Origin of the sequence: Bacillus sp. B1-WWTP-T-0.5-Post-4 (assembly GCF_009183795.1) — a bacterium.
GTDB classification, from domain to species: Bacteria; Bacillota; Bacilli; order Bacillales; family Bacillaceae_G; genus Bacillus_A; species Bacillus_A cereus.
The window spans coordinates 547,239-568,720 of record NZ_WEIJ01000002.1 but is presented as its reverse complement, the minus strand read 5'-3'; the positions used below and the strand labels follow the sequence as shown (position 1 = coordinate 568,720).

The window sequence follows — 21,482 nt, the reverse complement described above, 5'->3', positions numbered from 1 at the left end:
GGAGGGTAAGAAATGGCGAAACAACAAAATAAACAAAATGTACAAGTTGCACAGCAACAAGCTTATACTTCTGAAACGAATGCTGCATCTCAATCGGTTATTGAGGAGCAAATTAGCGATACGGTTGCAGAAGGAACTATTGATGTGAAGCTCGGAAAAGAATCGCAGGAAAAAGCGTAAGAAGAGGGGAGAGTTGCATCTCCTCTTTTTTCATGGAAAAGTGTCGATTTTCAAAACTATAATCAAATTCCTTGGTTTTTATATGTGGATTTCTTACAATGAAATATAAGAGATATCTTATTTTCTATAGAAGAGGTGTTAGTAGTGGCAAAAATATTAGTAGCGGGAAAAATTCCGGAAATTGGATTAGAACTATTAAAAGATCATGATGTAGAAATGTACGATAAAGAGGAATTAATTTCTATAGATGAATTAACAGAGCGTGTAAAAGATAAAGATGCATTGTTAAGTTTACTTTCGACAAAGGTGCCAAAAGAAGTTATTGATGCAGCGCCTCATTTAAAGATTGTTGCAAACTATGGTGCTGGTTACGACAATATTGATTACACGTATGCGGGTGAAAAAGGAATTGCAGTAACGAATACACCGAAAGTATCAACGGAAGCGACTGCAGAATTAACATTTGCACTTCTTTTAGCAGCGGCGCGTAGAATTCCTGAAGGGGATACGTTATGTCGTACGACTGGATTTAACGGATGGGCACCGTTATTTTTCTTAGGACGAGAAGTCCACGGTAAGACAATCGGAATTATTGGTCTTGGAGAAATCGGGAAGGCTGTTGCAAAACGTGCGAAAGCATTTGGAATGGATGTTTTATATACAGGGCCAAATCGTAAGTTTGAAGCTGAAAGTGAACTGGGAGCAACGTATGTGACGTTGGAAAAATTATTACAAACAGCAGATTTTATTACAATTAACTGTGCTTATAATCCGAAATTACATCATATGATTGATGAAGAGCAGTTTAAAATGATGAAGAAAACAGCGTATATTGTAAATGCTTCACGTGGACCAATTATGAATGAAGCAGCACTTGCTTATGCATTAAAAACGAATGAAATTGAAGGGGCAGCTCTTGATGTGTTTGAATTTGAACCGAAAATTACAGAAGAGCTAAAAGAGTTAAAGAATGTAGTACTTGCTCCACATGTAGGGAATGCAACGTTTGAAACTCGTGATGCGATGGCTGAAATGGCTGTCAGAAATATTTTAGCTGTATTAAACGGCGAAGAGCCAGTAACACCTGTAAATCAAAAGGTATTAGTCACAAAATAAAAAGAAACCTTCCGGACTCGGAAGGTTTTCTTATTTTTCTTTATTCGCTTTTTTAGACGGTCTTTGTCTAATGAATTGAGATAACATGTACAAAATATATAGTGGAATGGCAATGAATAAGAAAACAGAAAAATTGCCAAATCCTGTTTGATACATTGTAATAATGATTCCAACTAAAAATAGTGTAATAATGATGCTATATCGTGGAATTGGTACATCTTTTAAACTTGGGATACGAATGCGGCTCACCATTAAAAATGCGAACGTTACAAATACGGTAATAAGAACGATTTTTGGAATGGTATGTGAAAATAATGTTAAGAAAGCAACAAGCCCTCCCGCTGCTGTAATCGGTACTCCGGTGAAATATTTCATTGAAGTAGAAGATGGTGTTACATTAAATCGTGCTAAACGATATGCTCCGAAAAGAGGGAATAATCCCGCTATGTATAATCCGATGATTCCGTAGTTTGAGAAAGATGTGTAATACATTAAAACAGCAGGTGCTGCACCAAATGTTACGACATCTGCAAGCGAGTCGAGCTCTTTTCCCATTTGTGAATCAACACGTAATAAACGAGCAACACGACCATCAAGACTATCTAACATCATCCCGATAAGTACTAAAATAGCAGCTGATTTATAATATCCTAAAGATGCATAGCCGATTGATAAAAATCCGCTATATAAATTTCCGAGCGTAAATAAGTTTGGAATAGCTGCTCTATACAAAATCTGATCCCTTGCTTTCTGTAATAAATTCTTAATTAGTGTATGAAAGTTTACTTATTTTATCATACCATAAATTTATTCCTCATACGAAAGAAATTACCAATTTGTGAAAGATTTCATAGAAGGATGGTTTGAAAATTAAGTGAAAATAAAAAGAGGAAGCAACTTGTATAAAGTTGCTTCCTTTACTATTCAAATTTCGTTGTCATCGTTCCAGTTTTATATCGATTATTAGGATCGAAGCGTAATAAATCTCCATAAATTAATTTGTCGGAGAATTTTAATTCTGTTTTTGCTTTTTCAATATACGGCTGACATAGCGTCATGTCAGCTTCTTCACCCGTACTTCTTTTGTAGCACATATTTTTTGTATAAACATACTCTTCAGAAACAAAGCTACCATCACGCATTACCATAAGCGGGTCTTTCTCTTTAATAAATAAGTCAGTTCCAAATTCAACGGATTTATTTGTTTTAATACCAAGTAAATGAAGGAGCGTTGGCTTAATATCAATTTGACCGGATACTTTAGAAACAACTTTTCCTTCTTGGCCAGGCACATGAATAATAAGAGGGACTCGTTGTAATTGCATAGAATCGAATGGTGTAATAGTATCTTTTCCTAGGAACTGTGCCATAGCTGCGTTATGGTTTTCGGAAATACCGTAATGATCACCATAAATGACAATAACGGAATTATCATATAATCCTTCTTCTTTTAATTGTTGAATAAATAATTTAAGAGCTTCATCTGTGTAACGAACAGTTGGGAAGTAGCGGTTTACAACACCACTTTCCGAGTTGAATTCATCAACATATTGATCTTCCGGATTTAGAAGAAACGGAAAATGATTTGTTAATGTAATAAATTTTGTATAGAACGGTTGCGGTAAAGATTTTAACTTTGGAATAGATTGTTCAAAGAACTCTTTATCTTTTAATCCCCAACCGACAGACATTTGCTCCGTTCCTGCGTAATCATTTAAATTAAAATAACGATCATATCCAAGCGCAGGATACATTACATCCCGATTCCAAAACGTTTTATCGTTTGAATGGAAGACGGCAGAAGAATATCCGTATTTCTTTAATTGTTCTGGTGTCGCTGTGTATTCATTTGTTGCATGAGTAAAGAATACAGAACCACGATCTAGCGGATAAAGTGAGTTTTCAACGATAAATTCAGCATCAGAAGTTTTGCCTTGTCCAGTTTGATGATAGAAGTTATCGAAATAGAAACTATCCTTAATAAATTCATTTAAAAATGGTGTAATTTCTTTTCCATTTATTTTTTTATTAATAACAAAGTTTTGTGTAGATTCCATTGAAATTAAAATTACATTTTTACCTTTTGCAGCTCCAAATAAGTTTTTATCAACTTGTTTGTCTTTTGAGTCTGTATAGTTTTTAATTTCAGAAAACCCATCCCCACTTGCAAATACACGCTCAGCTGAAGACTTGGATTGAAGCGTAATATCAAATAGATGGTATGTGTATAAACCTAAATTCTTCACGACAGTTTGACGGTCAAATGAGCGCGAGAACATTTGTGGTTTATAAATAACTGATACAACAATTTGTAGTGCTAATAAAGCTGTTACACCGCTAAAGAATGTTCGCTTCTCTGAGCGGGAAAGTGGTGTTTTGTCGCCAAATGATGGGAATTTACGTGAAATAAACATTAAAATAATTGCATCTGCAAATAAAAGTAATGTTTTGTACGTAAAGAGTTCTTTTATACTTGTCCCTAAATCAGCCATATTGTTTGTTTGGAATAAAACCGGGAAAGTAACGAAATCGTTATAGAACCCATAAAACATTGCGTTTCCAAATAAAATAAATGACAGTATAAAACTGATTCCAATTATAATTCGGTTTCGGTGCTTAGATGCAAGTAAAGCTAAGCCGAAAAATAAAAGTAACGCAGCTAGTGGATTGATAAAAAGCATGAATTCTTCAAAGAAATTATCAATTTTAATATCAAATGCTAGCTTGTACACAATATATGTTTTAATCCATAGTAAAACGACTGCAACGAGTGCAAATCGCAGTTTTGGAAACAGATGTTGTAGCATAATATACTCCTCTCCTAAAAAGCATGACAGTTCTTGTGAGTCAGTTTGCTTAACGACTCATTTTATATATACGAACAGTCCTTTGTTATTATGATTATTATACTATGAGTATCATTATACGAAAATAAAAGAAGGTTGTGGGCTTTTTTATAATAATCGAGTAGAAAAAGAGTGGTGGGAGACAATAAAACAGAATTTCTATGTATGATAATTATCGTACGCAGAAAGAATCGCGTGATTATACGGAGGTTATAATGCGAAAATTATTATATTTTATAGCATGCAGTAGTGTTATACTTTTTACTTCACCGAGTGTGTCGGTAGCCCAATATGATGCACCTCTTATGGAAGATGCACTTTATTCTGTTTTATTTCCAAAAATAAATAAAGCAATTGAAAAACAATATGGAAGTTTGAAACCTTATCAATGTCCTAAAATTATTAGTTTAAAAAAAGTGTATAGCGGTACATATTTATTTCAAGCAAGTATTGAAGTGACAAAGTATGAACGTGTTGCTGGGAAAATTGCTCCACCATTTGAGAAGGTAACGATTACATTTAATAACGAAGAAGGCGAATGGGAAGTGACAAAGATTTCAGTAAAGCGCTTACCAAATGATACGAAACTAAACTGTAAAAAAACAATATAAAAATTGTTTGACAAATAAAATGGTCCTTTGGTATTGTTAATAGCAACAATTAGATGTTTGAAAATTAAATAGACTTACCTCATCTACTCTCAAAGGTAGAGGCCGCGATAGGAAAGAGTAAGCTATGGGAGATTTAATGGAATCTGTGATCATAGGTTGAAAGGGACTATTGCCGAAATATAAGAATAACCATCTTATTCATATATTGGGACTGCATTGAATAAATGTAGTACTGTCATAAGATTTATTTTATGGAGAGCTATTTGGAGATGTTGATGCGGTTTCTTATTTTGAGGAGATAACAACTCGTTTATTTTTTCAATATATATTTTTCCTAATAAGAAACGCGTGTGAACATTGTTCCGCGCGTTTTTTGTCTATCTAAAAGCGTGCTGCAATGAATAGAAGATTGGGGTTATGAGTTTTAGAGGAAATAAGGGAGGAATTTAAATGTATTTACACGGCACAAGCCGAATTAATGGGCAAGGACACTTAGAAATTGGAGGGTGCGATACGACGCAGCTAGCAAAGCAATACGGAACACCACTTTATGTATACGATGAAGAGTCTATTCGAGGAAAATGCCGAGCATTTCATCGTGCTTTTAAAGAAAGTGGTTTCTCTTATCAAGTAGCATATGCAAGCAAGGCGTTCTTGTGCATGGAGATGTGCCGAGTAGCTCGTGAAGAGAGTATGTCATTAGACGTTGTTTCTGGGGGAGAATTATATACTGCGCTCCAAGCAGGATTTCCGGCATCACGTATTCATTTTCATGGAAATAATAAAACAGAAGAAGAAATAGTGATGGCTCTTCAGGCGAATATCGGTTGTTTTGTCGTAGATAATTTCTTTGAATTAGAAGTTTTACACGATTTAGCGATGCAACATGGGAAATTTGTGAACATATTAATTCGTGTAACGCCTGGAGTAGAGGCGCACACACATGAATATATTACAACAGGTCAAGATGATTCGAAATTTGGATTTGGTGTTTCAAACGGTCAAGCGATGCAGGCAATTGGATTTGCTTTACAAAAATCAAATTATAATGTGCTAGGGATCCATTCACATATTGGGTCGCAAATATTTGAAACAGCTGGTTTTGTTCGAGCAATTGAAGTTCTTCGCCAATTTTTAGAAGAAGTGAGAGAGCAAACAAACTATGTAGTAAAAGTGTTAAATGTAGGCGGGGGATTTGGAATACGTTACACAGAGTCAGATACACCATTAACTCTTGAGACATATGTGCGAGCTGTAACAAGTGCAGTGAGAGAACAATTTACTGTATGTGAATATCCATTGCCAGAAATATGGATTGAGCCAGGCCGTAGCATTGTAGGTGATGCTGGGACAACAATTTATACAGTTGGATCTGTGAAAGATATTCCTGGTATTCGGAAATATGTATCAGTCGATGGTGGAATGACAGATAATTTAAGACCTGCTTTATATAGTGCGCGTTATGAAGCGATGTTAGCGAATCGAGGGAATGATGAGAATGAGGAACTCGTTTCGATTGCTGGGAAATGCTGTGAGAGTGGAGACATGTTGATTTGGGATATTCATTTACCGAAAGTCGCTGCTTCTGATTTACTAGCAGTTTCCTGTACAGGAGCATACGGGTACTCGATGGCGAATAATTACAATCGGATTCGAAGACCAGCCGTTGTCTTTGCAAAAGGCGGAACATCGCAAGTAGTTGTGGAACGCGAAACATATGAAAATATTATTGGGAACGATCGCATACGTATTAAAGAGCTTGTCTAAATAGGAAAAGGAGTTGTTCGAATGGACAATTCCTTTTTTATAAAATAAAATAATTAAAATATATCGGAAAACTAGGATTGAAAAAAATCAGAATTGTGATAAAATACAAATACAAAGCTTATCAAGAGAAGCGGAGGGAACTGGCCCGAAGAAGCTCGGCAACCTGCTTATAGAAAGCAAGGTGCTAAATCCAGCAAAATGGGATCCATTTTGAAAGATAAGGTAAAATATATTACCGAACAGTCTTTTCGAAATGGGAAAGATTTTTTTTATGAATAAAAAGGGGGGCTGTTCGCGTGAGTGTACGGGAACATTTTGATGAAGTATCCGAGAAGATTGAAGCGATGCTTGCTGATATGAAATATGGTTCAATTACAATTGTTGTGCAAGATGGAAAAGTAATTCAGTTAGAGAAAAGTGAAAAAGTACGTTTAAAGTGAAAAGCGCTGACTAGAAAAACTAGAGGCGGTTTTAACCTATTTTCATTAGGTTAAAACCGTCTTTTTGCTTTTACAGGGGGAAAAAACATGTTGACGTATGAAACGTGGGAAGAAAATGTTGTTTCGTTTTCGGAAGAAGATGAAACAAAAGGTGCGTTATCAGTATTAAATTGGGCTTATAAAGAATATAAAGATGAGGTTGTCTACGCATGTAGCTTTGGGGTGGAAGGTATGGTATTGCTGCACATTATAAACCAAGTAAATCCATCTGCTAAAGTTGTATTTTTGGATACAAATGTTCATTTTCAAGAAACGTATGAATTAATTCAAAAAGTGCGGGAACGATTTCCTTCATTGAATATTATAGAAAAACAGCCAGAACTTACACTTGATGAACAGGCGAAGTTGCATGGTGAAAAACTGTGGGAGAGCAATCCGAATCTTTGTTGTAAGATTAGAAAAATTTTACCTTTAGAAAAATCATTAGTCGTGGAAAAAGCATGGATATCGGGCTTAAGAAGGGAACAATCAGAAACACGTAAGCATACAAAGTTTATAAATCAAGATCATCGTTTTCAATCTATTAAAGTTTGTCCACTCATTCATTGGACGTGGAAAGAAGTTTGGCGATATGTATACAAACATAGCTTGCCGTATAACCCGTTGCATGATGTTGGCTATCCAAGTATTGGGTGTGAGAAATGTACGTTACCTGTAGGGGATGGTGGCGATTCAAGAGATGGTAGATGGGCTGGAAAAGTGAAAACTGAATGTGGTCTTCATTACCAATAAGATGAATCTTGAAATAAAGCGAAGAGAGGATATAGAAAAATGAGCATAGTAAACGAATTAGTAAACCGTATAGATGAGACATATGACGTATCACAAATTGAAAAAGAAATTAAATTAGACAATATTGCGTTAAGTGATTTAGAACTATTGGCGACAGGTGGATATAGCCCCCTTACTGGTTTTTTAGGGAAGGAAGATTATGATTCTGTTGTAGAAACGCTTCGTTTAGCAAATGGTAGTGTGTGGAGTATACCGATTACATTACCGGTAACAGAAAAAGTCGCAGAAAGCCTGAAGGCTGGAGAGGAAGTAAAGCTTGTCAACAATGGAAATATATACGGTGTCATTCAAATAGAAGATATTTTTGTACCAGATAAAGAAAAAGAAGCGTTACTTGTATATAAAACAACGGATGAGGCTCATCCAGGAGTGAAAAAATTATATGAACGACCAAACGTTTACGTTGGAGGAACTATTATTCTAACAAAACGCTTTGAAAATAATCAATTTCCTTCTTATCATTTAGACCCAATTGAAACGAGGGAAGCATTTAAAAAACGTGGGTGGAAAACAGTGGTCGGATTTCAAACGAGAAACCCGGTACATCGTGCCCATGAGTATATTCAAAAATCTGCTCTTGAAATTGTAGATGGTCTCTTTTTAAATCCGCTCGTTGGAGAAACGAAATCGGATGATATTCCTGCTGATGTAAGAATGGAAAGCTATGAAGTACTTCTTCAAAACTATTATCCGAAAAATCGTGTCTTTTTAAGTGTATTTCCTGCTGCCATGCGTTACGCAGGACCAAGGGAAGCGATATTTCATGCGTTAGTAAGAAAGAATTTTGGATGTACCCACTTTATAGTAGGGCGTGATCATGCTGGAGTAGGAGATTATTACGGAACGTATGAAGCGCAAGAAATCTTCACAAATTTTACGATAGAAGAGTTAGGAATTACACCACTATTCTTTGAGCATAGTTTTTACTGCACGAAATGTGAAGCGATGGCTTCAACGAAAACATGTCCGCACGGAAAAGAAGATCATGTTATTTTATCGGGTACGAAAGTAAGAGAATTATTAAGAAACGGTGAGATTCCGCCAAGTACATTTAGTCGTAAAGAAGTAGTGGAAGTGCTAATTAAAGGCTTGAAAAAAGAAGTAGTAACAGAATAGGGAGAGAACGAGATGGATACGAATATTACTTGGCATACAGCTTCGGTTTCAAAAGATGAGAGAAGAGTGAAGAATGGACATCATAGTTTTGTAATTTGGTTTACTGGTTTATCAGCTTCGGGTAAATCTACAGTAGCGAATGCGGTCGCTCGTAAACTGTTTGAAAAGAATATTGGAAATTATGTGCTGGATGGGGATAACATTCGCCACGGTTTAAATAAAGACTTAGGATTTTCTGAAAGTGATCGCATGGAAAATATAAGACGTATTGGCGAAGTGGCAAAGTTATTTGTAGACCAAGGAGCAGTTGTCCTTACAGCATTTATTTCACCATTTCGAGTAGACCGCAAACAAGTAAGAGATTTATTAGCGGCAGATGAATTTATTGAAATTTTTGTGAAGTGTCCGATTGAAGAGTGTGAGAAACGTGATCCGAAAGGACTTTATAAAAAGGCAAGAAAAGGTGATATTAAGGATTTCACAGGTATTGATTCGCCTTATGAAGAGCCAGAGCAAGCGGAATTAATTGTAGAAACGCACAAATATTCTATTGAAGAATGTGCAGAACAAATCGTGAAGTACTTACAAGAGCGTAGTTTTATATAGGGGGATAAACAATGAGTTATGAAAAAGTATGGGCTAACAATGAAAAATTAAATCAGACCGAGAAAAATAAATTAGAAAAAGATGGCTTAGAAATTTTTAATGATATTCCTTACTATGCGGAAAATGGTTTCGAATCTATTCCGAAAGAAGAGTGGGATGCCTTTAAATGGGCAGGCTTGTATTTACAAAGACCGAAAGAAGCTGGTTATTTTATGATGCGGGTAAATGTTCCGTCAGGGATTATTACAAATGCACAGGCAGAAGTACTTGCTTCTATCGCTGAAGATTATGGACGTAATGTAATAGATATTACGACGAGACAGGCGATTCAGTTTCACTGGTTAGAAATTCAGCAAATTCCAGATATTTTTAAAAGATTAGCAAGAGTTGGGTTATCTTCAGCGGGGGCTTGTGGTGATATAACGCGGAATATTACAGGTAATCCGCTTGCTGGTATTGATGCAAATGAACTATTCGATACAACGCATATTGTAAAAGAAGTATATGATTACTTCCAACATAATGAAGAGTTTTCTAACTTGCCACGTAAATTTAAAATGTCTATTAGTTCTAATATTTATAATTCAGCAAACGCAGAAATTAACTGTGTTGCATTTACGCCTGCAACGAAAGAAATAGATGGTGAGAAAAAAGTTGGTTTTCATATAAAAGTAGGTGGAGGATTATCAGCTCGACCGTATTTAGCTGATGAATTAGATGTATTCGTTTTACCAGAAGAAGTGAAGGCGGTGGCGATTGCGATTGCTACTATATTCCGTGATTTTGGATATCGTGAAAAACGTCATTTAGCTCGGTTGAAATTTCTTGTTGCGGACTGGGGAGCAGAGAAATTTAAAGAGAAACTAATAGAGTATACAGGGCCTTTACAAAGTAAAGGGGAAAGTGCACTCAAAGGATGGAATGCAGGCTATTTTTATGGTGTTCAAGACCAAAAACAAAAGGGATTAAAATATGTAGGTTTTAATGTACCGGTAGGTCGTTTACATGCAGAAGAAATGTTTGAGATTGCAAGAATCGCAAAGCAATATGGAAATGGACAAATTCGTACATGTAACTCGCAAAACTTCATTATTCCAAACGTTCCTCCAGAAAATGTAAAAGGATTACTTAGTGAACCGCTGTTTGAAGCGATATCTGCTAGCCCGAAATCATTTATTGGTCATGCGGTTTCATGTACCGGTATTGAATATTGTAATCTTGCACTAGTAGAAACGAAAGAAAGATTACGAAAAATTGCAGAATACTTAGATACACAAATTGCACTCGATGTTCCAGTTCGAATTCATATGGTAGGCTGCCCGAATTCATGTGGTCAACGTCAAATTGCTGACATTGGGTTACAAGGGGTGAAAATGAAAACGAAGGAAAAAGGTATTGTTGAAGCGTTTGAAATATACGTTGGTGGAACATTGTTAGATGGCGGTGCCTACAATCAAAAGTTAAAAGGAAAAATAGATGGCGAGGATCTACCTGATGTACTCGCATCATTTATAAGTTATTTCAAAGAGAATAAATTACCAGCCGAAACATTTTATGATTTTGTAGGTCGTGTTGGTGTAGATACATTACAAATAGCGTTAAATAACGTGCTAGAAGAAGTAATAGCGTCTTAGGAGGGACGATATGGATTTATATCGATTTGAAGCTGTGTTAGTAAATAGTATTGTTCCGATTGTTGTTGTTGCTCAAAGTGAAGAACAGGCATTTAAGCTTGCGGAGATTGAGCTTGAAAAGCATTTTTTACCGTTGCCAGAGGTAAAAGAGATTTCTTTGTTTGAAAAAAAGAAGCTTCGAAAAGGTGGGGCATTTGTTATCCATGAGTAGAGATCAGTAATACGAAAAAATAAAAACTTCCATTCTTATATACGAATGGAAGTTTCATTTTAATAGAAGAAATGAGGAGAGATGATGGGAAAGGTTTATATTGTTGGAGCGGGTCCTGGCGATCCAGATTTAATTACTGTTAAAGGGTTGAAATGTATTGAGAAGGCAGATGTTATTTTATACGACCGACTTGTGAATAAAGAGCTGCTTTCTTACGCAAAGCCTGACGCGGATTTAATTTATTGCGGAAAACTCCCGAATTATCACACGATGAAGCAAGAGACAATTAACACGTTTCTTATTAAGTATGCGAAAAAAGGAAAAGTTGTAACGAGGCTTAAGGGCGGCGATCCATTTGTGTTTGGTAGAGGGGGAGAAGAAGCTGAAGCATTAGCAAAGCAAGGTGTACCATTTGAAATCATTCCTGGTATTTCAGCTGGAATAGCTGCTCCTGCTTATGCGGGCATTCCAGTGACGCACCGTGATGCAAGTGCAAGTTTTGCTATTGTGACTGGGCATAGGAAAGAAGGTGCTGAAGAAGAAGTGAAATGGGAAAGTTTAGCGAAAGGTGTAGAGACTTTAGCGGTATATATGGGGGTTAGTAATTTGCCCTACATATGTGAGCAACTTATGAAGCATGGAAAAGATAAAAGTACGCCAGCTGCTATTATTGAGCAGGGGACGACGTCTATGCAACGCACAGTTGTTGGAACGTTAGGGACAATTGTAGATGTTGCGAAAAAAGAGCAAATTCAAAATCCGAGTATGATTGTAATTGGAGAGGTTGTCCGTTTTAGAGAAAAAATTCATTGGTTTGAGAAGCAGACAGAAAATGCTTATCAAGTAAGTGGAGTGTTGTAAAATGAAAGCCGTCTTATATATATGTCATGGAAGTCGTTTGAAGACAGCGAAAGAAGAGGCGATTCAATTTATTACATCGTGCATGAGCCGTATAGAAGCGACTATTCAAGAAGTTTGTTTTTTAGAGTTAGCGAATCCTTCTATTGAAGATGGTTTTCGTACATGTGTGAAGCGTGGGGCCACTGAGATTATTGCTATCCCTGTTTTTTTATTAGCGGCAGGTCATGTGAAAAAAGATATCCCTTTTGAATTGGAAAAGTTAACTAATCAATTTTCGGATGTTAAAGTGACCTATGGTAATCCGTTTGGTGTATCAGAAACACTTGTTAAATCGGTGTATAGCGGAAGTGGCATCGAACAGGAAGATAAAAATGAAGTGACGTTACTTCTTGTTGCAAGAGGGAGCAGTGATCCTGAAGTATTAAGAGATATAAACTGGATTGCTTCTTTATTTCAAACAAAAGAGAAGGTTAAAAAAGTAGAAGTTTGTTATTTAGCGGCTGCAGAGCCAAAATTTGAGGAGAAGTTAAAGGAAGTTGTAGAACGAAAAGAAAAGAACATCGTTGTACTGCCTTACTTGTTATTTACAGGTTTACTTATGAAACATATTGAGAAAGAAGTGCGTCAATATGAAGTGGAAGAGATAAAAATCAGTCCATATTTAGGGAAGAATGAAGCGTTTCAAGATATGTTAATTCAGAAAACGACGGAGTTATTGAAAGGAGATCAGTATGTATCCACTTACAGTGCGAGTTAATAAGAAACGCGTTGTTGTTATTGGCGGGGGAAAAGTTGCAGGATTTAAAATTATTCCTTTACTCAAACAGGGTGCGGATATAGTTGTGATAAGTCCAGAATTAGATGCGAATTTAGTAAAACTTGTGGAAGAAAAGAAAATTCGTTGGTATCAAAGAGAATATGAAAAAAGTGATATTAAAAGTGCTTTTTTAGTTGTTGCAGCGAGTAGTGATTCAATATTAAATGAACAAGTTGCTGAAGATGCCGCTGAGAATCAATTAGTAAATGTTATTACAAATCCGGAAAGTGGTAATGTTCATTTTCCGGCAGCGATTCATCGTGGTTTACTTAATATAGCAGTTTCTACTGGGGGAGCGAGCCCGAAGCTCGCAAAAAAAATTCGAGATGATATTGCAAATAAATATGATGAGACATATGAATCGTATTTAGATTTTTTATATGAAGTAAGGTTGAAGTTAAAAGATTTACAGTTAGAAAAGAGGGAACGAAATATATTGCTCCAAGAAGTGTTGAAATCAGTATATGTGCAAAATGAGGGGAAAAGAGAAAGTTTTTTACGTGAGTTAGAGGAAAAGGTTTTAAAATAATAAAAGATAAAGTGCGCTTTACAAATATAAAAATATAATTTATAATCACAAGTAACTTCAATAGATGAAATCGATGAGCAAGAAGAGTACGTATATTTGATGCGTTCAGAGAGCTGGGGTTAGGTGGGAGCCCGGTACGATAAAATATACAGAATGGGCTTGCGAGAGGTATGTTGAACATTGTAGTAGGCAACCCGGGTTCCGCCGTTAAAAGGATAGAGTATCGGAATTATTCCTGTACTTGAACAAGTGGGATTTATCAATCCAATTGAGGTGGTACCACGGTATTTACATTACATATATCGTCCTCTACATGCATATTTGCGTGTAGGGGACTTTTTTATTTTCTAAAGGAGGTGTGCGAGTATGACATGAAAGTGTATAATTAACAAAAGTTTAAATATTCAGAAAAGGAGAAATTATGATGAAAGAAACACAGCAATGGACGTCGAAAATAGGCTTTGTACTCGCAGCAGCCGGAGCCGCAGTAGGTCTTGGTGCGATATGGAAATTTCCATATGTTGCAGGTAATGGCGGGGGAGGCGCATTCTTCCTTGTATTTTTACTATTAACTTTATTTATAGGTATGCCTCTTCTAATAGCAGAGTTTGTTATTGGACGTAGCACGCAAAAAGAGGCGGTTACAGCTTATAAAGTACTAGTGCCAAATAGCAAATTATATCCTTGGATTGGTCGTATGGGAGTTGTTACTTGTTTTAGTGTACTATCTTTTTATAGTGTTGTAGGTGGATGGATTTTACTTTATTTATATTATAGTGTGACAGGAAGTTTCTGGAATGGTGCAGCTGATTATGGACAATTGTTCGGTGAAACGATTTCAAATCCATTAAGTGCGATTGGAGCACAATTTATCTTTATGCTTTGTACGATTTTTGTTGTAAGTAAAGGTGTAGAGAAAGGGATAGAAAAGGCAAGTAAGTACATGATGCCGCTATTATTTATTTTATTTATTGCGATTATTGTTCGTGCGCTAACACTCGATGGTGCTTTTGCTGGAGTAGAGTTCTTCTTAAAGCCAGATTTTTCAAAGCTTACAGCAGATACGATTTTATATGCAATGGGACAATCTTTCTTCTCGCTAACAGTAGGTGCCTCAGTAATGGTAACGTATAGTTCATATTTAAAGAAAGAGGAACATTTAACGAAATCAGCAACATCTATTGTAAGTTTAACTGTTTTTGTTACAGTACTTGCAGGATTAGCAATTTTCCCAGCGATTTTCGCATTAGGAGTAAAACCAACTGAAGGACCAGGATTACTGTTTATCGTCCTTCCAGCAGTATTTGCAAAAATACCATTTGGTCAATTTTTCTTTATTATGTTTTTAATTTTATTCTTCTTTGCGACTTTAACATCAGCAATTTCAATGCTTGAAATTGTAGTAGCATCTGTTGCGAAAGGTAATGAGAAGAAGCGTCCGTCAGCATCATTATTAATTGGTATTCTTATTTTTGCAGTCGGTATTCCATCAGCGTTATCATTTGGGATTATGAGTGACGTGAAAATATTTGGGAAAACGTTCTTTGATTTAGTCGACTTTTCGGTAAGTAACGTATTGCTACCGTTAGGAGTACTAGCTATTTCATTATTTGTACCAAATAAAATGAGTAAAGAATTGTTGATGAAAGAATTAGAAGTGACGGAAACGAAAGGGAAAACGTTATTTAACATTTGGTTCTTCTTACTTCGTTATGTTATTCCGGTAACTGTAATAATTGTATTTTTAAATGCGATAGGTGTATTTAAAATGTTTGCATAAAAAAAAGGCGGGGATCTCCCGTCTTTTTTTATGTTGATGAATGTAATAGACGATTATACGCTTTATAGGCTGTGGTGACTGCGAGGAATGAACCGATTAAAAATAAAACTGAGCCGCCAAATGTAAATATTCGGCCAATATACGTTCCTCTAGCTTCTTCTATTTTTTGTTGTAATTGCGTATTCATATGGATCACCTCGTCAACTATAGGCATTTAGTTATAGTCTATGTAGAACGCCTATATTGTGTGAAGTGTAAATGAAAAACCTCGGTAGGCACCGAGGTTTTTTATAATCCGATATAAGGAGATGGGTCAACTGCGTTTGTCTTGCCGACATTCCATTCTCCAAGATGAAGTTCGAAGTGTAAATGTTGTCCGTATGATTGGCCCGTATTCCCCATAAATCCAAGCTGATCGCCTTGTTTTACAGTTTGTCCATTCGATACAGAACGACTATTCATATGAGCATATACTGTCGTATATGTTTTTCCGTTTATACGGTGAGATAAATACACTACGTTTCCGTAACTAGATGATAATTCTGAGCGAATAACAACGCCATCTGCAGCAGCGATAATTGGAACCGTTCCCGAAGCAGCGATGTCAATTCCTTTATGGTTATCTAAAGAACGTACACCAAATCCGGAAGTTTTTGATCCAGCTGCTGGTTTGATAAAACCACCGATATTTGTATCATGTGGTGTTGGGGCCGCTTGAGCAGATTTAGTAGCTTGTTGTTTGCGAGCCTCTTCTGCCTGGCGGGCTTCTTCCGCTTTACGAGCTTCTTCCGCCCGTTTTTCTTCTTCAATTGCTTTTTGAACAGCTTGACGTTGATTTTCTAAAATGCCCTTGGATTCTTCTAATCCTTCAATCTCTGAATCTACTTTTGCTACTTTCGTATGTAGATCGTTAATAAGAGTTTGTTGCTGCTGTTGATTATTTTGTAATTCTTGTTGTTTTTGTTCTAGTTTTTGTTCAGAGTCTTTCAGTTGTTGTTCTTTTTTCTCAACAGCCTCTTTTTCTGTCGTTACAGCATTTTGATCAGATGTTTGTTTTTTTACAATATCTGTATCGTTGTTTAATATTAAACTTACGGAGTACATATTATCAACAAGATCAGCAATGTTTGTAGAGTTTGTTAATACTTCTGTAATGATATTTGTACGCGGTTTTTCTTGCATAGATTGTAATCGTTGTTTAATAACTTCCTGACGTGTATCTATGTTTGTTTGTAATTGTTCTATATGTTTCTTTTTGTCAGTAATTACTTGTTGTGTTTTGCTAATTTCTTTTTTTGTATCGTTTAATTCAGTCTCATTTTTATTAATGGAAGTAGTTAATTCATCGATTTTCTTCTGTAATTCTTGAATTTCTTTTTCTATTTGTTCTTTCTCGACTGATTTATTTTGTAAGTCACTTTGTTTGCCTTCTAATTCAGATTGAATGTTAGATAATTTATCTTGATTCGTTTCAGCGTATACGGGTGAAAGTAACGGGGAAGCAAAAATCGTTCCTGCTGCTAAAACGCTAAACGCTGCAAATTTCTTTTTCATTGTTGTCTGACTCCTTTCCCTATGAATGTTATATATCATAAGAAGAAGGGTGTCTATCGTTGTAATCATAATGTAAAGAAAATTTTATAAAATTGCTAAGTTTTGTCGGAATTTATCATTTTTCAACTGTAATTGTCATAGTGCTTACATTTTATTCATATGTGTAACAAAGGTAAATTTTGGGATTTATCTGTGGAATGAAGGAGGAAAGTAATCGTTTTTATGAGGTGAAATATTACTTGGAAAGCTAATAAAACACTAGTAAGGAATCGTTCTCATGTTAGGTTTTCTAACATGGGTCTGCTTTTTGTCAAGAAAATTATTTGTGTTCGGGCAAAGTTATTTTGTTGTCAGATTTAAATTTTTGATTTATGATTTTTAACAGGGACAAAATGTAGTGAATTGTCGAATAATATGTAATACTCTTAATTTCTTAGTTTTATAGAGATAGAATGAGAGATAGAGTGACACATCGAAGAGGGGGTTACAACAAATATGAAAAGAATAGGACTTGCATGGCAAATATTAATAGGACTTGCGCTTGGTATTGCGGTTGGTGCGATTTTCTTTGATAATCCAGCTGTTGTGAAGTACTTACAACCAATTGGTGATATTTTCATCCGATTAATTAAAATGATCGTTGTACCGATTGTTGTAGCAAGTATTGTTGTTGGGGTTGCTGGTGTTGGCGATGTTAAAAAACTAGGTCGACTAGGCGGAAAAACAATTCTTTACTTTGAAATTATTACAACAATTGCAATTATTGTTGGTCTATTAATAGCGAATATTTTCCAACCAGGAAAAGGCGTAAATATGGAGCAGTTAACAAAGACAGATATTTCGAAATATACACATACGACAGAGCAAGTACAAAGTCATTCATTTGCAGATACATTTGTAAATATTGTTCCAACGAACATTATGAAGTCGTTAGCTGACGGAGATATGCTTGCTATTATCTTCTTCTCTGTACTATTTGGTTTAGGTGTAGCAGCGATTGGTGAAAGAGGAAGACCAGTTCTTCAATTTTTCCAAGGTGTAGCTGATGCAATGTTTTACGTAACAAACCAAGTTATGAAATTTGCACCATTTGGTGTGTTTGCACTAATTGGTGTTACAGTTTCTACATTTGGTCTTGCTTCATTAATTCCGTTAGGGAAATTACTAATTGTCGTATATGGAGCAATGATTTTCTTCGTCGTAGTTGTCTTAGGACTTACAGCGAAAATATTTGGAATTAACATTTTCCAATTCTTTAAGATTTTAAAAGACGAGCTGATCTTAGCGTATTCTACAGCAAGCTCAGAAACAGTTTTACCAAAAATCATGGAGAAAATGGAGAAATTCGGTTGCCCGAAAGCAATTACATCTTTCGTTATTCCGACAGGTTATTCATTTAACTTAGATGGATCAACTTTATATCAAGCAATTGCGGCTATTTTCTTAGCGCAAATGTACGGTATTGATTTATCTATTACACAACAAATTACATTGTTGCTTGTATTAATGGTTACATCAAAAGGTATCGCAGGTGTACCGGGCGTATCATTCGTTGTATTATTAGCGACACTTGGTACAGTAGGTATTCCACCTGAAGGCTTAGCGTTCATTGCTGGTATTGACCGTATTTTAGATATGGCTCGTACAGCAGTTAACGTTGTAGGAAACTCTTTAGCAGCTGTAGTTATGTCTAAGTGGGAAGGTCAATATGACGCTGAAAAAGGACAAGCTTATTTAAAAGAGATTTCTGAAAAGGGTCAAGCGGCTTAATTATAATATGAACAAGCTCTCACATAATATGTGGGAGCTTTTCTGTATATAGAAGAGGAGCAGACATAATGAAACGAAAATATGGTGACGGTTCTTCGTGGAAGAGACTAATAGAAAAGAGTTATACGGTTAAGCAAGTGGAAGAGGGAATGCTCGGAATACTGGATATAAAAATGGTGAGAGAGCCTAGTTGTAAAGAATATGATGGTAAAGAAATTTGTATTGCAGCGGATCAGTATACGTGGATTCAATATTTCATAGACGGGAAAAACTTTGCGATTACCGCTATGTTAGATGATCAGAAAAAATTAGTGCAATATTATATCGATGTGGCGAAAGAATATAAAATAGACGATCGTGGTTTACCGTATTTTGATGATTTATATTTAGATGTAGTATTATTATCTAGCGGTAAGGTGTATGTATTAGATGAAGAGGAGCTAGAGGATGCTTATAAAAGTGGTGATGTCACGAAGGAAGAGTATGAGCTAGCTTGGTACACTACGAAATGGATATTAGCAACAATGAAAAATAGTGAATTTTATTGGATTTCAATATTGGAAGAAGAAATCGAAAAGTTAAAATGATTGTTGTATTCAAATTTTTGTATAATTACCAAAAAAATCTATACAAAAAATAATTGACTTTTGTTTTGTAAGCGAGTAAAGTTAGGGAAGAAATTATTATTAAAAAATAAATATGAAACCTTCTTATAAAGAGAGGCGGAGGGACTGGCCCTACGATGCCTCGGCAGCGGACTCGATTTCAGAGTGCTGTGCCAAATCCAGCAAGCGTGTGCTTGAAAGATGAGAAGAGTGTTTCTTATAGATGTATAAGACCTCTTCTCATCGGAAGAGGTCTTTTGTTATTCATTAGAAAAAGGTTGAAACTAGGGAGAGATGGTACTTTGAAAGAAACGAGAGGAAATGGTTTAGCTTTATTACCACTTGGGATATTTTTGGCGCTATTTATTGGTTCTGGAATTATTACAGGTGATTTCTATAAATTGCCGATACTTGTAGCGATTTCAATTGCTGTAGGAGTCGCTTTAGTGATGAATCGTAAAGAAAGTTTTAATGTGAAAGTAGAGCGGTTCGCTAAAGGTGCAGGAAATCCGGATATTATGATTATGGTATTAATTTTTGTGCTTGCAGGTGCGTTTTCTGAAACTGCTAAAGGAATGGGCGGAGTAGACTCAACTGTTAATTTAGCGTTAACTATTTTACCGCCAGGATTTATCGTAGCTGGAATCTTTGTTATTGGTGCATTTATTTCATTAGCGATGGGAACTTCAATGGGAACAATTGCAGCATTAGCGCCGATTGCTGTAGGTATTAGTGGTCAAACTGATATCTCAATTGCGCTTGCAATGGCTACTGTTGTTGGCGGAGCGATGTTTGGTGATAATTTATCATTTATTTCAGATACAACAATCGCAGCTGTTCGTTCACAAGGAACAGAAATGAAAGATAAGTTTAAAACGAACTTTTTAATTGTGTTACCAGCGGCTATTATTACAATTGTACTATTAGTAATAGTTACTTCAGGGAGTGACACGCAGATTAAAGCACATAGCTTTGATTGGATAAAGATTTTACCGTACGCAGGAGTACTGATTACAGCGCTACTTGGCTGGAATGTACTTATTGTATTAACTGGTGGAACTGTACTATCTGGTGTTATCGGTCTTATAGATGGAAGTTACACGTTAGAAAGTTTCTTTAAAAGTGTAACGACTGGAATGGGCGGTATGATGGAGTTAGTATTACTTGCTATATTAATTGGCGGTATGGTTGAATTAATCCGATATAATGGTGGTATTCAATATTTAATGAATGTATTAACACGTAATATTCGTTCGAAAAAAGGAGCGGAATTTGGTATTGCTGGTTTAGTGAGTATGACGAATATGTGTACAGCGAATAATACGATTTCAATTATTTTTACAGGCCCGCTTGCAAAAAATATTGCAGATCAATATGAAATAGACCCTCGTAAATCAGCGAGTGTATTAGATCTTTTCTCATGTTGTGTGCAAGGATTAATTCCGTACGGTGCCCAAATGTTAACGGCAGCAGGATTTGCAGCGTTATCTCCAGTTGAATTGTTACCGTATGCATTTTATCCAATTTTAGTTGGAGTATGTGGGATTGTTTCTATTTTAATTGGGTTTCCAAGGTTTTCGAAAGTAGCTAAGAAAAAAGAGTATCATAAAACAGCTTAATTTAATATGAATGTTAGTAATTAAAAAACGTGCAGAGAATAGACTCTGCACGTTTTTTTTGCGTAAAGGGCTGAATATGACTCGGTCTTAAGTCTGAGTAGAAAACGGTTCTTAAGCTCGTTATGGAAAGATGAAAAAATAGTTAAGATAAGAGTATCAAATCGAAGGGAGGCAAGCACAAGATGAAACAATTTCTAGCGTTTATCGCAGCCGGTATTTTGGCTTTAATTGCTCTTGGTAGTCTTGCTGGTATTGTAGGATTCGCAATCGGAGCAGGAGTTGTATATTGGAGCTATAAATCATTTGTGCGAGCTAAATCATTTTTTGGAAAGTTAGCTTGGGGTATTGTTGGTTTAATCGGTTTATCCATTGCACTTTCTCATTCGCCAGCATTAATCGGTATCGCTGCTTTAGTGGTTTTATACTACGGATACCGTGAGTGGAAAAAAGAAAAAGATGTAGTTGTTGAATCTGCTCCAGAAAGTTCTAAATCATATAGCAACTTTGAAGATGAGTGGAACAAATTAATGAAAAACTAAAACAATAAATCAAATTATAATTAAAGTAG

At 35.8% G+C, this 21,482-nt stretch carries 22 protein-coding genes, 3 riboswitches and 1 other annotated feature; of the genes, 18 read left to right on the top strand and 4 right to left on the bottom strand.

Features of this window, described 5'->3' with window-relative positions:
• The first annotated feature begins 12 nt into the window (after window positions 1-12).
• Window positions 13-180 carry a DUF4025 domain-containing protein gene (locus GBN91_RS08545; RefSeq protein ID WP_001118893.1) on the top strand — a complete coding sequence of 56 codons (168 nt, stop codon included), beginning with the start codon at window positions 13-15 and terminating at the stop codon, window positions 178-180.
• Between the two features lie 144 nt (window positions 181-324).
• Window positions 325-1,296 carry an NAD(P)-dependent oxidoreductase gene (locus tag GBN91_RS08540; RefSeq protein ID WP_086389302.1) on the top strand — a complete coding sequence of 324 codons (972 nt, stop codon included), beginning with the start codon at window positions 325-327 and terminating at the stop codon, window positions 1,294-1,296.
• Between the two features lie 30 nt (window positions 1,297-1,326).
• On the opposite strand, the gene pssA is transcribed toward GBN91_RS08540, so the two are convergent.
• Window positions 1,327-2,028, bottom strand: a complete 702-nt coding sequence (gene pssA, locus GBN91_RS08535) for a CDP-diacylglycerol--serine O-phosphatidyltransferase (RefSeq protein ID WP_000285417.1) — start codon at window positions 2,026-2,028, stop codon at window positions 1,327-1,329.
• A 188-nt stretch (window positions 2,029-2,216) separates the two neighbouring features.
• Window positions 2,217-4,103, bottom strand: a complete 1,887-nt coding sequence (locus GBN91_RS08530) for an LTA synthase family protein (protein ID WP_025688976.1) — start codon at window positions 4,101-4,103, stop codon at window positions 2,217-2,219.
• 254 nt (window positions 4,104-4,357) lie between these two features.
• Between GBN91_RS08530 and GBN91_RS08525 the strand changes: the two genes are divergently transcribed.
• From GBN91_RS08525 to GBN91_RS08470, 12 genes are all read left to right on the top strand, one after another.
• The gene (locus GBN91_RS08525; RefSeq protein WP_001228823.1) at window positions 4,358-4,753 is read left to right on the top strand and encodes a DUF3888 domain-containing protein; all 396 of its coding nucleotides are present in this window, start codon (window positions 4,358-4,360) and stop codon (window positions 4,751-4,753) included.
• Window positions 4,754-4,841: 88 nt separating this feature from the next.
• Window positions 4,842-5,023: riboswitch (Lysine riboswitch) on the top strand.
• Window positions 5,024-5,203: 180 nt separating this feature from the next.
• Window positions 5,204-6,520 (top strand): diaminopimelate decarboxylase, encoded by a 1,317-nt coding sequence (gene lysA / locus GBN91_RS08520; protein ID WP_000280676.1) that lies wholly within the window; start codon window positions 5,204-5,206, stop codon window positions 6,518-6,520.
• 115 nt (window positions 6,521-6,635) lie between these two features.
• Window positions 6,636-6,744: riboswitch (SAM riboswitch) on the top strand.
• Window positions 6,745-6,816: 72 nt separating this feature from the next.
• Window positions 6,817-6,960, top strand: a complete 144-nt coding sequence (locus GBN91_RS08515) for a YezD family protein (protein WP_000116158.1) — start codon at window positions 6,817-6,819, stop codon at window positions 6,958-6,960.
• Between the two features lie 87 nt (window positions 6,961-7,047).
• Window positions 7,048-7,752, top strand: coding sequence for a phosphoadenylyl-sulfate reductase (locus tag GBN91_RS08510; protein WP_000959020.1), 705 nt, complete (start codon window positions 7,048-7,050; stop codon window positions 7,750-7,752).
• A 39-nt stretch (window positions 7,753-7,791) separates the two neighbouring features.
• Window positions 7,792-8,928: a sulfate adenylyltransferase gene (gene sat, locus GBN91_RS08505; RefSeq protein ID WP_000029491.1), complete on the top strand. Its 1,137-nt coding sequence runs from the start codon at window positions 7,792-7,794 to the stop codon at window positions 8,926-8,928.
• Window positions 8,929-8,940: 12 nt separating this feature from the next.
• Window positions 8,941-9,534, top strand: a complete 594-nt coding sequence (gene cysC, locus GBN91_RS08500) for an adenylyl-sulfate kinase (protein WP_000380499.1) — start codon at window positions 8,941-8,943, stop codon at window positions 9,532-9,534.
• A gap of 11 nt (window positions 9,535-9,545) precedes the next feature.
• A complete protein-coding gene (locus GBN91_RS08495) occupies window positions 9,546-11,168 on the top strand; it encodes a nitrite/sulfite reductase (RefSeq protein WP_016122164.1) in 1,623 nt (540 codons plus the stop codon).
• Between the two features lie 10 nt (window positions 11,169-11,178).
• Entirely contained in the window at window positions 11,179-11,379 is a 201-nt protein-coding gene (locus GBN91_RS08490; protein WP_152121386.1) for a DUF3906 family protein, read from the top strand.
• Window positions 11,380-11,463: 84 nt separating this feature from the next.
• Window positions 11,464-12,240, top strand: a complete 777-nt coding sequence (cobA, locus tag GBN91_RS08485) for a uroporphyrinogen-III C-methyltransferase (protein ID WP_000521262.1) — start codon at window positions 11,464-11,466, stop codon at window positions 12,238-12,240.
• Window position 12,241: 1 nt separating this feature from the next.
• Window positions 12,242-12,997 carry a sirohydrochlorin chelatase gene (locus GBN91_RS08480; protein WP_000648887.1) on the top strand — a complete coding sequence of 252 codons (756 nt, stop codon included), beginning with the start codon at window positions 12,242-12,244 and terminating at the stop codon, window positions 12,995-12,997.
• Window positions 12,972-13,586 (top strand): NAD(P)-binding protein, encoded by a 615-nt coding sequence (locus tag GBN91_RS08475; RefSeq protein ID WP_152121385.1) that lies wholly within the window; start codon window positions 12,972-12,974, stop codon window positions 13,584-13,586. Before GBN91_RS08480 ends, GBN91_RS08475 begins: the two co-directional genes overlap by 26 nt.
• Window positions 13,587-13,650: 64 nt before the next feature.
• Window positions 13,651-13,899: a binding site (T-box leader), on the top strand.
• Between the two features lie 111 nt (window positions 13,900-14,010).
• Window positions 14,011-15,366, top strand: coding sequence for a sodium-dependent transporter (locus GBN91_RS08470; RefSeq protein WP_065223950.1), 1,356 nt, complete (start codon window positions 14,011-14,013; stop codon window positions 15,364-15,366).
• A gap of 28 nt (window positions 15,367-15,394) precedes the next feature.
• Here GBN91_RS08470 and GBN91_RS28765 read toward each other — a convergent pair whose 3' ends face one another.
• Window positions 15,395-15,553, bottom strand: a complete 159-nt coding sequence (locus GBN91_RS28765) for a hypothetical protein (RefSeq protein ID WP_001096006.1) — start codon at window positions 15,551-15,553, stop codon at window positions 15,395-15,397.
• Window positions 15,554-15,654: 101 nt separating this feature from the next.
• Window positions 15,655-16,920, bottom strand: a complete 1,266-nt coding sequence (locus GBN91_RS08465; RefSeq protein ID WP_000726086.1) for a murein hydrolase activator EnvC family protein — start codon at window positions 16,918-16,920, stop codon at window positions 15,655-15,657.
• A 495-nt stretch (window positions 16,921-17,415) separates the two neighbouring features.
• Between GBN91_RS08465 and gltP the strand changes: the two genes are divergently transcribed.
• From gltP to GBN91_RS08445, 4 genes are all read left to right on the top strand, one after another.
• Window positions 17,416-18,690 carry a glutamate/aspartate:proton symporter GltP gene (gene gltP / locus GBN91_RS08460; RefSeq protein ID WP_000821130.1) on the top strand — a complete coding sequence of 425 codons (1,275 nt, stop codon included), beginning with the start codon at window positions 17,416-17,418 and terminating at the stop codon, window positions 18,688-18,690.
• Window positions 18,691-18,758: 68 nt separating this feature from the next.
• Window positions 18,759-19,277, top strand: coding sequence for a ribonuclease FAU-1 family protein (locus tag GBN91_RS08455; RefSeq protein ID WP_152121384.1), 519 nt, complete (start codon window positions 18,759-18,761; stop codon window positions 19,275-19,277).
• A 120-nt stretch (window positions 19,278-19,397) separates the two neighbouring features.
• Window positions 19,398-19,503: riboswitch (SAM riboswitch) on the top strand.
• Window positions 19,504-19,597: 94 nt separating this feature from the next.
• Window positions 19,598-20,914: a Na+/H+ antiporter NhaC family protein gene (locus GBN91_RS08450; protein WP_025709328.1), complete on the top strand. Its 1,317-nt coding sequence runs from the start codon at window positions 19,598-19,600 to the stop codon at window positions 20,912-20,914.
• Between the two features lie 182 nt (window positions 20,915-21,096).
• Window positions 21,097-21,453 (top strand): lmo0954 family membrane protein, encoded by a 357-nt coding sequence (locus tag GBN91_RS08445; protein ID WP_000808641.1) that lies wholly within the window; start codon window positions 21,097-21,099, stop codon window positions 21,451-21,453.
• Window positions 21,454-21,482: the final 29 nt, after the last annotated feature.

Bases quoted from the DNA above. Each gene is read 5' to 3' on its own strand.
- GBN91_RS08455 (WP_152121384.1), top strand. From the start codon at position 18,759: ATGAAACGAAAATATGGTGACGGTTCTTCGTGGAAGAGACTAATAGAA.
- lysA (WP_000280676.1), top strand. From the start codon at position 5,204: ATGTATTTACACGGCACAAGCCGAATTAATGGGCAAGGACACTTAGAA.
- gltP (WP_000821130.1), top strand. From the start codon at position 17,416: ATGAAAAGAATAGGACTTGCATGGCAAATATTAATAGGACTTGCGCTT.
- GBN91_RS08530 (WP_025688976.1), bottom strand. From the start codon at position 4,103: ATGCTACAACATCTGTTTCCAAAACTGCGATTTGCACTCGTTGCAGTC.
- GBN91_RS28765 (WP_001096006.1), bottom strand. From the start codon at position 15,553: ATGAATACGCAATTACAACAAAAAATAGAAGAAGCTAGAGGAACGTAT.
- GBN91_RS08475 (WP_152121385.1), top strand. From the start codon at position 12,972: ATGTATCCACTTACAGTGCGAGTTAATAAGAAACGCGTTGTTGTTATT.
- cobA (WP_000521262.1), top strand. From the start codon at position 11,464: ATGGGAAAGGTTTATATTGTTGGAGCGGGTCCTGGCGATCCAGATTTA.
- GBN91_RS08445 (WP_000808641.1), top strand. From the start codon at position 21,097: ATGAAACAATTTCTAGCGTTTATCGCAGCCGGTATTTTGGCTTTAATT.
- GBN91_RS08525 (WP_001228823.1), top strand. From the start codon at position 4,358: ATGCGAAAATTATTATATTTTATAGCATGCAGTAGTGTTATACTTTTT.
- sat (WP_000029491.1), top strand. From the start codon at position 7,792: ATGAGCATAGTAAACGAATTAGTAAACCGTATAGATGAGACATATGAC.
- GBN91_RS08465 (WP_000726086.1), bottom strand. From the start codon at position 16,920: ATGAAAAAGAAATTTGCAGCGTTTAGCGTTTTAGCAGCAGGAACGATT.
- GBN91_RS08470 (WP_065223950.1), top strand. From the start codon at position 14,011: ATGAAAGAAACACAGCAATGGACGTCGAAAATAGGCTTTGTACTCGCA.
- GBN91_RS08545 (WP_001118893.1), top strand. From the start codon at position 13: ATGGCGAAACAACAAAATAAACAAAATGTACAAGTTGCACAGCAACAA.
- GBN91_RS08495 (WP_016122164.1), top strand. From the start codon at position 9,546: ATGAGTTATGAAAAAGTATGGGCTAACAATGAAAAATTAAATCAGACC.
- GBN91_RS08510 (WP_000959020.1), top strand. From the start codon at position 7,048: ATGTTGACGTATGAAACGTGGGAAGAAAATGTTGTTTCGTTTTCGGAA.
- GBN91_RS08480 (WP_000648887.1), top strand. From the start codon at position 12,242: ATGAAAGCCGTCTTATATATATGTCATGGAAGTCGTTTGAAGACAGCG.
- cysC (WP_000380499.1), top strand. From the start codon at position 8,941: ATGGATACGAATATTACTTGGCATACAGCTTCGGTTTCAAAAGATGAG.
- GBN91_RS08490 (WP_152121386.1), top strand. From the start codon at position 11,179: ATGGATTTATATCGATTTGAAGCTGTGTTAGTAAATAGTATTGTTCCG.